Below are 647 nucleotides of genomic sequence, written 5' to 3'. Positions count from 1 at the left end.
GACGTGATGTCGGGGCCCTCCAGCGCCGTGCCGGAGATCGTCCGGTAGCCGACCGTCACCTCCGCCGGCGCCGGCTCCGACAGCGTCAGGACGAATTGCAGGTCGCCGCTCTCGATGTTCTCGGCGAAGGCGGCATTGATCTCCGGCAGCGTCGGGTCGGTGTCGTCGTCGAGGATCGTCGCCACGCCGGCGCTGTCGGCGGTGCCGTTGGCGATCACCGGCGCCGAGGCGAGGTCCGGCGTCAGCACCAGCGAGAACTGCTCGGTCGGCTCCGAGACCGTGTCGCCGATCACCGGCACGACGATCTCCGCCAGGGTCTGCCCGGCCGGGATGGTCAGGCTGCCGGAGGTCGCCACATAGTCCTCGCCGGCCTCGGCCGAAGCGTCGGCGGTGGTGTAGTTGAAGGTCAGGTCCACGTCGGCCGGCCGCGACAGCCGCACCTCGAAGCGCGCCTCCGTCGCCCCGTCAGTCTCCAGCAGCACCGGGTCGCCGACGAACAGCGACACCTCGTCGCCCCCCAGGATCACGCCCGTCACACGGGTCGCGTCGACGCCCCCCGCCAGGACGGCGTTGGTCGGGTCGAAGAACTCGACGGTGAAGTTCTCGTCGATCTCGCTGCCGTCGATGGTCGACGGGTTGATGTTCAG

Annotated in this window: 1 protein-coding gene; it reads right to left on the bottom strand. The window is 70.2% G+C overall.

Annotated elements, in window-relative coordinates:
• A partial coding sequence (locus V8324_RS22235; protein ID WP_336422040.1) for a Calx-beta domain-containing protein occupies positions 1-647 on the bottom strand: 647 nt, incomplete at both ends.

The organism is Roseovarius sp. D22-M7 (assembly GCF_037083785.1).
Taxonomy (GTDB): Bacteria; Pseudomonadota; Alphaproteobacteria; order Rhodobacterales; family Rhodobacteraceae; genus Roseovarius.
Note: the sequence above shows the minus strand (reverse complement) of the source record. Positions and strands in the feature narration are given on the sequence as shown.